The sequence below is a fragment of the Synechococcus sp. UW179A genome (assembly GCF_900473965.1).
Lineage (GTDB): Bacteria > Cyanobacteriota > Cyanobacteriia > PCC-6307 > Cyanobiaceae > Synechococcus_C.
Genome location: NZ_UCNJ01000020.1, coordinates 43,593 through 53,266, shown reverse-complemented (window position 1 = coordinate 53,266; position 9,674 = coordinate 43,593). Strand labels below are relative to the sequence as shown.

Annotated in this window: 7 protein-coding genes; 3 read left to right on the top strand and 4 right to left on the bottom strand. The window is 51.6% G+C overall.

Annotation, left to right across the window (positions count from 1 at the left end):
* The 3 genes from DXY31_RS10675 to DXY31_RS10665 form a co-directional block, all read left to right on the top strand.
* The coding region (locus tag DXY31_RS10675) for a SwmB domain-containing protein (RefSeq protein ID WP_198410872.1) at positions 1 to 2,075 on the top strand (2,075 nt) is incomplete at its 5' end.
* Between the two features lie 214 nt (positions 2,076 to 2,289).
* Complete coding sequence (locus tag DXY31_RS10670) at positions 2,290 to 2,598, top strand: hypothetical protein (protein WP_137024962.1); 309 nt, start codon at positions 2,290 to 2,292, stop codon at positions 2,596 to 2,598.
* 179 nt (positions 2,599 to 2,777) lie between these two features.
* Complete coding sequence (locus DXY31_RS10665) at positions 2,778 to 6,764, top strand: DUF4347 domain-containing protein (RefSeq protein ID WP_170953673.1); 3,987 nt, start codon at positions 2,778 to 2,780, stop codon at positions 6,762 to 6,764.
* Positions 6,765 to 7,425: 661 nt separating this feature from the next.
* Here DXY31_RS10665 and DXY31_RS10660 read toward each other — a convergent pair.
* The 4 genes from DXY31_RS10660 to DXY31_RS10645 are packed head-to-tail and all read right to left on the bottom strand — an operon-like array spanning position 7,426 to position 9,673.
* Positions 7,426 to 7,668 carry a DUF1348 family protein gene (locus DXY31_RS10660; RefSeq protein ID WP_114993760.1) on the bottom strand — a complete coding sequence of 81 codons (243 nt, stop codon included), beginning with the start codon at positions 7,666 to 7,668 and terminating at the stop codon, positions 7,426 to 7,428.
* A gap of 28 nt (positions 7,669 to 7,696) precedes the next feature.
* A complete protein-coding gene (locus DXY31_RS10655) occupies positions 7,697 to 7,978 on the bottom strand; it encodes an MSMEG_0570 family nitrogen starvation response protein (protein ID WP_114993759.1) in 282 nt (93 codons plus the stop codon).
* A 52-nt stretch (positions 7,979 to 8,030) separates the two neighbouring features.
* Positions 8,031 to 9,008, bottom strand: coding sequence for a sll0787 family AIR synthase-like protein (locus DXY31_RS10650; protein ID WP_114993758.1), 978 nt, complete (start codon positions 9,006 to 9,008; stop codon positions 8,031 to 8,033).
* The gene (locus DXY31_RS10645; protein ID WP_114993757.1) at positions 9,005 to 9,673 is read right to left on the bottom strand and encodes an MSMEG_0567/Sll0786 family nitrogen starvation N-acetyltransferase; all 669 of its coding nucleotides are present in this window, start codon (positions 9,671 to 9,673) and stop codon (positions 9,005 to 9,007) included. The genes DXY31_RS10650 and DXY31_RS10645 overlap by 4 nt, the downstream gene beginning before the upstream one ends.
* Position 9,674: the final 1 nt, after the last annotated feature.

The window sequence follows — 9,674 nt, the reverse complement described above, 5'->3', positions numbered from 1 at the left end:
ACGGCCTGGACATCATCGATGTCAGTGATCCCACCAACCCATCACTCAAGGGCAACTTCAATACTTCGGGCTATGCCAGGGGCGTCACCCTCTCCGCCGATGGCAACACCGCCTTCGTGGCTGATGGATACAGCGGCCTGCAGATCATTGATGTCAGCAACCCCGCCAGCCCAACACTCACCACCACCCTCGACACCTCGGGTGTTGCCAATGGCGTCACCCTCTCAGCCGATAGCGACACCGCCTTCGTTGCCGATGGGCGTCACGGCCTGGACATCATCGATGTCAGTGATCCCACCAACCCATCACTCAAGGGCAACTTCAATACTTCGAGCTGGGCCTATGGCGTCAGCCTTTCTACCTATGGAAACACCGCCTTCGTCGCCGACGACACCAGCGGCCTGCAGATCATTGACGTCAGCTCTACGAAATACTTCTCCAGCAATAGTGATACTGCAGAAATTACTGTTATTGATGATTCACGAGCACCAAGACTTGTCACTGCTGAAACCAATGTAGAAGGTACACAAATCATCCTCACCTACAATGAAGAGCTGTCTTCTGCGACAGCTAATCAATCAGATTTCGAGGTCTCAACAGCTTCTGCCGCAAATGCCGTGACAGCTGTAACTGTTGATGGCAGCTCTGTTATTTTAACCCTGAACAGAGCCGTTACAACTGGTCAGCAAACCACTATTACTTACAATGATCCAACGACTGGAGATGATGTAAATTCCATTCAAGACATCGTTGGGAATGATGCCGCCTCTCTAAGTGGTTTATCAGTCGCCAATAACTCCACCGTTCCTGACACAATAGCACCAACATTATCGACTGCTGAAACTAATACGGCAGGCACACAAGTCATCCTCACCTATGACGAGGAGCTGTCTTCTGCGACAGCCAATCAATCAGATTTCGAAGTCACAACGAGTTCTGCCACCAATGATGTTGCTGATGTAACTGTTGATGATAATACTGTCATTTTAACCCTAACCACACCGATTACAACTGGTGAGTCAGCCACTGTTGATTACAATGATCCAACAAAAGGAGATGATGAATATGCCATTCAAGACATCGTTGGGAATGACGCTGATTCCCTAAGAAGTTTCCCTCTAGTCACAATATCCAGTATCAGCTGCGAACAAATGGCAGCATTCACTACACAAGCTTTTGCAACTTTATCGCGAGATCAGATCAAAAAAATCCCCATTAATGCGATCAAATGCATCTCGAAAACTCAACTCTCTAGCCTCTCTCCGAAAGCTGTTAAGGGATTCACCAAAAAACAAATTGCAGCACTCTCCAGACACGTCTTCTCAGCAATGGATGAGCCTCAACTAAGAAAACTCTCAAAAAAGGCGATAACAGGCCTACAAAAAAGGCAACTTAGCACCCTCTCTGGAGCTGAACTATCAGCTTTTAAGCCAAGAATGCTTAAAGCGTTTCCCATTGAGGCAATCTCTGGGCTAAAGCCCAAATCACTTGATGCGTTAAAAAAACGCCAAGTCCGCGCTTTTACTGACGATCAACTTGCCGGAATAAACAATAAACGATTCAAAAATACAACACAATTTGTCGGTCATTTATCAGGTCAACAACTCGAAGATCTCTCGCCGAATGCCGTTAAAAAATTCACCTCGAAACAAATAGCAGTCCTGCGCGATAGTGTTTTTGTAGCAATGGGTAAGCGTCAGCTCAGCAAACTCTCAAAAGATGCAGTAACAGGGCTACAGAAAGGTCAACTCAAGACCCTCGATGCAGAAGAGCTTTCCAGCTTTAAGCCAAAAAATCTTTCAGAGATCGCTCCTGACGCGATCTCTGGATTAAGGTCCGAATCCCTTAACGCATTAAATAGCCGACAAGCTCGCGCTTTTACAGATGATCAGCTCGCTGGTCTGAGCAAAAAACAGATCAAAAAAGCAGACGGTTTTATGGATGAGTTATCAACGCAACAAAAAGATATTTTAACTATCGAAAACACTAGACAAGCCAGGTTGATTTCGGATCCAGCGATCACACTTGATGATAACTTTGCTTTGAATCCGGCGGTGATGGATCCTCTCGCTTAACGCTCAGTCAGACAAGGATCTCGGAGTTGCACAGACTCCTACCCAGTTGCACAGAATTCCGGGGACAACTTAGGGACAAGCCCTTGAGAGCTCTTGCAGCAAAGCCCTCTAAAATGTCAGCAACGGCCACCAGGGCCAGCTTTGGTCCTGCGCCGAGATGCCCTTAGTTGCCCTCAGATTGCTTGGCATCCCCCGATTCACAGATATCAAGCTGATGGACGGATCTCAGCCCCATCCCATTCTCCCAGGTGTTCTGGCCAACCAATTCAATGCACACGAACCAACCCTGATTGCTATCAGCAAATCCAATTCAGCTCTCATCATTGCCTCTCCTCCATCGCCCCGCACAATTACCAAACTTGTTGAATTCAATCCATTCCTGATCAATGATTCAACAACGATTTCAAACATGTGCCAAGAGAGCGAATCGCTCGACGCGAGCTTGAACAGCACCACCTTCACCGATTACAGATCGACTCTTATCTCTTGGGGATTAATATTGAAGCGAATGAACCGCAATTAATCTATCATTAATTAAGCCGGTCACCCGCCTCACAGACACGACACAGTCTCGCTAATCGCATCAAACCGAACATTCAATCTGGCAGCAAATCGCCTTAAAACTGTGTAGCATGAATTACATTGTTAAGCCCGCCATTAATTAGTATATCTAGATACATGTTTCAAACTACTACCAAAATATTGACCAAGCACTCGCGTCTCCCCTCTTCCCATCTCCCATCCCGCCGCAATCCTTCCGCTTCGATCAGCAGTGGCATGGTGAGCCTGCAGAGATCATCACAGCTTGACCCTTCTTCTCCAACAACCGCAGTCAGAGCTGATCAACCAACGGCGTTGATCGTTGCCGATGGCAGTTGCCCGCAGATCCGAGATCTACTCGCCAGAACGGCACTCCCTGTGTTGTGGCTGCAAGCAACAGATCACCCCTTCGACATCCTCAGCCAGGAGCTCAACTGGCGACGTCAGCTAGGCAACCCTGTTGCGAACCTGCATTGGATCAGCCATGGCAGTGCAGGCCAACTTCATGTTGGCAACCACACGATCAGCAGCCAGTCGCTCATCGATCGGCATCAGCAACTGGCGCAATGGGGCCTGCAAAAGCTGATGCTCTGGAGCTGCTCGACAGGGGCCGAATCAAGCTTCATCAGCCTGCTGGAGGAGTTCAGCGGCGCAACGGTCTGGGCGAGTCGTCTGCCGCTGGGGCAGCTGGGACATGGATTCACGCATTGGAAGTTGACGTCCCGTGATGATGCTCCATCACCGCAATTACCGATCAATGCGCAACAGCTTCTGAGCTGGCCACATCAACTAGCTGCCTTCCCAAGATCAGGCGGTGGAACACTCCAGGATCAAGGCTATGCCATTACCAGCCTGAGCGACAACAGCTCGATTGTGACTGGCTATTTCAACGGCACCGCCACATTTGGCAGTACCACGCTCACATCAGCGGGTAGTAAAGATGTCTTTATTGCCAAGCTTGATAGCAACGGCGATTATGTCTGGGCCAAACAAGGCGGTGGCAGTTCTGATGATACGACCTATGGCATTACCAGCCTGAGCGACAACAGCTCGATTGTCACCGGCCGGTTCAGTGGTTCCGCCACATTTGGCAGTACCACGCTCACATCAGCGGGTAATGATGATGTCTTTATTGCCAAGCTTGATAGCAATGGTAATTATCTCTGGGCCAAACGAGGCGGTAGCAATTCGGATGATAAGGGCTATGCCATTACCAGCCTGAGCGACAACAGCTCGATTGTGACTGGCGAATTTCAGGGCACCGCCACATTTGGCAGTACCACGCTCACATCAGCGGGTAATAATGATGTCTTTATTGCCAAGCTTGATAGCAATGGTAATTATCTCTGGGCCAAACGAGGCGGTAGCAGTTCGGATGATAGGGGCTATGGCATTACCAGCCTGAGCGACAACAGCTCAATTGTGACTGGCTTTTTCAACGGCACCGCCACATTTGGCAGTACCACCCTCACATCAGCGGGTAGTTATGATGTCTTTATTGCCAAGCTTGATAGCAATGGTAATTATCTCTGGGCCAAACGAGGCGGTAGCAGTTCGGATGATAGGGGCATTGCCATTACCAGCCTGAGCGACAACAGCTCGATTGTGACTGGCTATTTCAACGGCACCGCCACATTTGGCAGTACCACGCTCACATCAGCGGGTAGTAAAGATGTCTTTATTGCCAAGATTGATGGCGAAGGCAATTATCTCTGGGCCAAGCAAGGCGGTAGCAGTTCTGCTGATAGGGGCGTTGCCATTACCAGCCTGAGCGACAACAGCTCTATTGTGACTGGCGATTTCTACGGCACCGCCACATTTGGCAGTACCACGCTCACATCAGCGGGTGACAAGGATGTTTTTATTGCAAAGCTCGATAGCAACGGCGATTATCTCTGGGCTAAAAATGCCGGTGGAACAGGTCGGGAGATTGGCCGTGGCATCTCCGTCCTAAGCGACAACAGCACGATTGTTACTGGTGACTTCCTTTACTCCGCCACATTTGGCAGTAACACACTCACATCAGCGGGTAGTTATGACGTCTTTATTGCCAAGCTTGATAGCAACGGCGATTGGTGGATTGATCCTGCAATGACATCCGCCAGCTACAACGCTTCCACCGGCGTCCTGTCTGTGACGGGGACAAACTTCAAGGTCAATGCAGGCGCAGATAACGATATCGATATCTCCAAACTCACCCTCACTGGAGAAGGCAGCAGCACTTACACCCTCACTTCAGATGACGTTGAACGCACATCAGCCACCGCCTTCTCCGTCACCCTCAACGCGGCTGATCAACTGCAACTCGCCGGCCTGCTCAATAAAAATGGCACCTCCTCCGGCGGAAGTACCACTTACAACATCGCCGCTGCTCTGAACTGGAATCCAGGCTCCAGTTCCTCACCAGCCGACAGCACAGGAAACGCCATCACCGTCTCCAATGTCGCCGCACCAAGCCTCAGCTCAGCCAGCTACGACGATTCCAGCGGTGTTCTCGCTCTTACCGGCAGCAACCTGCCCGCCTATTCCGGCTCCAGCAACGACATCGACGTCTCCAAGCTCACCATCACCGGTGGCTCCGGTAGCACCTACACCCTCACCACTGGTGACGTTGAACTGACATCGGCGACAGCCGCCAGCATCACCCTCAACAGCACCGATCAGAGCAACCTCGATTCCCTGCTCAACAAGAACGGCACCGCCTCAACCCAAGGCACCACCTACAACATCGCCGCTGCTGATGACTGGGCACCGGGAGCTGATTCCTCGGTCAACATCGAGGATCTAACAGGAAATGCTGTCACTGTTTCCAATATCCCAAACCGCACACCGACAGGTTCGGTCACCATCAGCGGCACGCCAACACAAGGCCAGACCTTAACTGCAGCAAACACTCTCGCTGATGCCGATGGCCTCGGCACGATTACCAACCAATGGAAGCGAGCTGGCTCGTCGATCTCTGGTGCGACATCGACAAGTTATGAGCTTGTTCAAGCTGACGTCGGTTCTGCGATCAGCGTCACCGCCAGTTACACCGACGGAGCAGGAACAGCAGAAAGTGTCACCTCCACCGCCACTTCAGCTGTTGCCAATGTCAACGATGCACCGACAGGTTCGGTCACCATCAGCGGCACGCCAACACAAGGCCAGACCTTAACGGCATCCCACACCCTCGCTGATGCTGATGGTCTCGGCACGATTGCCTATGGCTGGAGGCGATCTGGAACAGCAATCAATATCCCTGATCCATCATCAACGACATACACGCTGGTTCAAGCTGACGTCGGTTCTGCGATCAGCGTCACCGCCAGTTACACCGATCAGCAAGGAACAGCTGAAAGTGTCAGTTCCAGCGCCACCTCGGCTGTTAAAGCGTTAGTCACTCCAACTCCGACTCCGACTCCGACTCCAGCTAGTGACGTGAGCAGCAGCCTTAACAGCAATAGCAACACGGCACAAACCCTTGAAAACCTGCTCATCAACGGACGCAGATATTGGACTCACAAGGTTGATTCACTGATCAATCAATCCAATTTCAACTTTGCGCTTTTAAACGACAACGACTATCTCGAGGTCACAGGAGGCAAGAATAACTATGCCAATGGCAATAAGGGCGATGATCGATTTGTCTTGCGTGCTGGCCAGAAAGGTCAATACTTTGGCGGCAAAGGAGCAGACACTTTTGAGGTGTTCGGCGGAATTGATTCCTATATCAATGGCGATAAAGGAGCAGATCAAATAATTCTGCGTGGAGGACTTGGTCGATATCTTGGCGGAGATGATGGAGATAGGATTGAAGTTCTTGCTGCCGATTCTGGGAGTTGGGTGAATGGAAATCGTGGCAACGACTTCATCACTGGAGCGGCTGCTGGTGTTACGTATAGAGGTGGAAAAGATGATGATGTCTTGGCTGTCAGCCAAGGCGATGTCTGGGGAGATCTAGGTATTGATACATTCCGGGGTGTTTCAGGTGATGGATATGCGCTGATTCAGGACTACACCGTTGGCGAAGACAAGATTGATCTTGCAATGATTCAAGGTGGGAGCTGGACAAATGTTGACAATGGCTTGATGTTCACAGATTTATCTGGTGATCAAATCATGCTACTCCTTGGCATCAAGGACTCGGAGCAGGTGACACTGATATAAGGTTCAAACTACGATTAATTGTTGAGAATCTAAATTAATTACATCTGCATTGCAGATTATGGCTATTGGAAGTTAAGCATTTGCAGAGTTGCTTGATCATTTCGCTCGTTCTCGAAATGCTTTTTGCATTTCTTCTCGAACGTTTGGCTTGATGCCTACGACGGTTATCTCTGTCGAGAGTTGGCCTGTGATGCGATCACTCTCAGATACACATAACTCTGCCCAGTTGCACAAAAATGAGGGACAACTTAGGAACAAGCCCCTCAGACCTGCTCCTGCAACTAAAGCTAAGTGGCAGCGGGAGCCACCAGGGCCAGCTTTGTTCCTCTACTGAGATGCCCTCAGTTGCCCTCAGATCGTACCTTCGTGACTGCGATAACCGTTTCGAAATCGCTGTTTGTGGAACTACCGGCCAAAACACGGCGTAAGCTGCTCTACTGACAAGCCAGAGACGATTTAAAAGAGGGAATTTCCAAGCTACTCAGCCAAGCCAGTTTATATATGCGCGCTCTCTCGTCTTCACCGAATACTGCTAAAACTCAAACAGTGCATCGTCCGCTAATTAAGGAATTAATAGCAATTTGAAATCTTCATTCACAGCCATCACCAAAGCATACCTATCTTAAAAGATTAATACCAAAATCAGATACAATCAACCCTATCATCGGCCAGAAAAATCATCTTTATCGACATCCAGAAAAGTGGTATAAATCCCATCTGCTCCTATAGGTTTCGTTAGGCCATAGATGAATTCACTGCGGTTTAGCCGAACGCTACTCTCGATGTAAGCAAGTGATACCTTTTCTGAATTTTTGCTGTTCCAGACATTTTCAGCCATAGGCACTTTCTGACGGGCAGTTTCAAGGGTGATTGTGAGAAGAAAGAGGGGGGGGGGGGCAGACATTGAAGGCGGCTTAGTAAAACAGTGATCATCAAGTCAGTGGTCCAACAACACGAACGATGTCATCGGAGCTGTAGCGGGAGATCCACTGGCGCAGCTGGGATTCCTCTTCATGGGTGCGCGTGCAGGCAAAACCATAACGTTCGCGAACTCGCTCTGATGCCGCGCGAAGCGCTTCGACGCCACGCGACTCAAGCTCAGAAACCAACAGCGAATCACCGGGTTGTAAATAATCCAGAATCACCGTAGATGGCGAATACAGAGTGCTGGACTGCCCGTCAGGCCACTCCAGTTGAAAACGAACTTCAGGCATTGATCATCGCCAAATTCAAAGATCCTGCACGGCCACATTGACTATGACTGTCTCATCGAACACAGCCAAAACCAGTGAGCCCATCGCCTCCATCCCAGAAGCGATGCTTCACCCCGGCCTGTTGCAACAGCACGCTGCAATCACCCTCGGCAAAGTGTCCGATTCGGCAGCAAATCAGCGTCTTTTCGCTCGACAGCATCTGCGCAAGGGATCGGGTGCACGTGGGGTCGACAGCCAGAAGGTATCCGAAGCTTGGAAAACAGGTAAGCCAGGCTTCGTCTGGGACGTCATCAGGACGTTCCACAGCATCCAGATCAAGGATCAATTGGTAACCGCAGGCTTCGGCGAACATCACCGCGGTGCCGGTCATTCCACCCATGCTGATGTCCTTGGCGGCGTGCACCAGTTGTGCGGCAGCCAGAGCCGGCAGCAGTGCCAGCTGTGTACGAAGTCGCTCAGGCGATGCATGGGTCGCGGCATCCCAGAAGGGGTAGTGGCGGTAAAAGCTTCCGGCCTTGTTGATCAGCAACCACAGCTCATCACCCGGACATGCCGCGCGCGCGGAGAGGACTGGACCCTCCGCCACACCTAAAACGGCAACCGAGAGTGCCTGATAGGAGCTCTGCTGATTGGAATGGCCACCCACCATCGGGACGCCAAAGCGATCGCAGGCAAAGCGCATTCCCTCCAGCAGGGCGCTCATTCCCTCGGCATGGCCGCTCCACACACTGTTCACAAGAGCCAGCGGTCGACCACCCATGGCCGCGATGTCACTGAGGTTGACCAGCACCCCACTCCAGCCCGCGAACCAAGGATCCTCCTCGACTAGGTCGGGATGCATCCCCTCACAGGCCAACAGCAGCTTGCCGGTCTGGGCAGGCACCACAGCGGTGTCGTCACCTAACATCCCGGCTAATCCCAGTTGTGGAAACGGTTGATGGCGAAAGGTGGCAGCCGCTGAGCGAACGTCCCCCTTGGCCAGAAGGCCACTTTTCCTGAGCAAGGCATTCACAAGACGTTCGTCACTCACGCCGCGAACGACACCTGGGACACTGCGATCGGACGTTGCTCACGGGACGGTGAGTAGTAGGCGAGGTCAGCCTGCATCAGGTGGTGGCGTATGCCGCGTATCTCAAGCTCATCGACCGAGATCCAGTGCAAGCGACGGAAAAAGCGAACATTCTGTATCTGCACCGTGGCGAGAAAGCGGTCGCATCCCCAACCATTCGCTGTGGTGACAGCTTTCCAGATCAACCCTTTGCCGATCTGGTTATGACAGCGGAAATCACGATGCACACCAAGACGGCCGCCATACCAGAGACGCGGTTCCGTCTCAACGATCCGAACCACGCCGACCACATTGGTGCCAGCGGCGTCGTCATGGGCTGGGTCGGAGCTGTGGTGCAGCGCAGCAATCGGGTAGGCGATCGCGTCGAGCTCATCACAATCAGAGCGCTCGAACACATGCTGTTCACTGCAGAAAATGCCCCGTCGCAACGACCAGTACCCCTGCAGGAGCGTGGCATCGAAACGCAGCAGATGAAACGTGAAACGGTCTGAACTCGCCGTGGGCGACAGGCGAAAGTCGTCGGCATCGATGCCGATCCCGCCACGCACGGAGGGCATGAACACGTGCGGTGCCGAACTGGTGCTACGACCTATGCCACGGCTGCTGGGATCCAGACAAGAAACCATG

Bases quoted from the DNA above. Each gene is read 5' to 3' on its own strand.
- DXY31_RS10670 (WP_137024962.1), top strand. From the start codon at position 2,290: ATGGACGGATCTCAGCCCCATCCCATTCTCCCAGGTGTTCTGGCCAAC.
- DXY31_RS10660 (WP_114993760.1), bottom strand. From the start codon at position 7,668: ATGTCTGCCCCCCCCCCCCTCTTTCTTCTCACAATCACCCTTGAAACT.
- DXY31_RS10655 (WP_114993759.1), bottom strand. From the start codon at position 7,978: ATGCCTGAAGTTCGTTTTCAACTGGAGTGGCCTGACGGGCAGTCCAGC.
- DXY31_RS10645 (WP_114993757.1), bottom strand. From the start codon at position 9,673: ATGGTTTCTTGTCTGGATCCCAGCAGCCGTGGCATAGGTCGTAGCACC.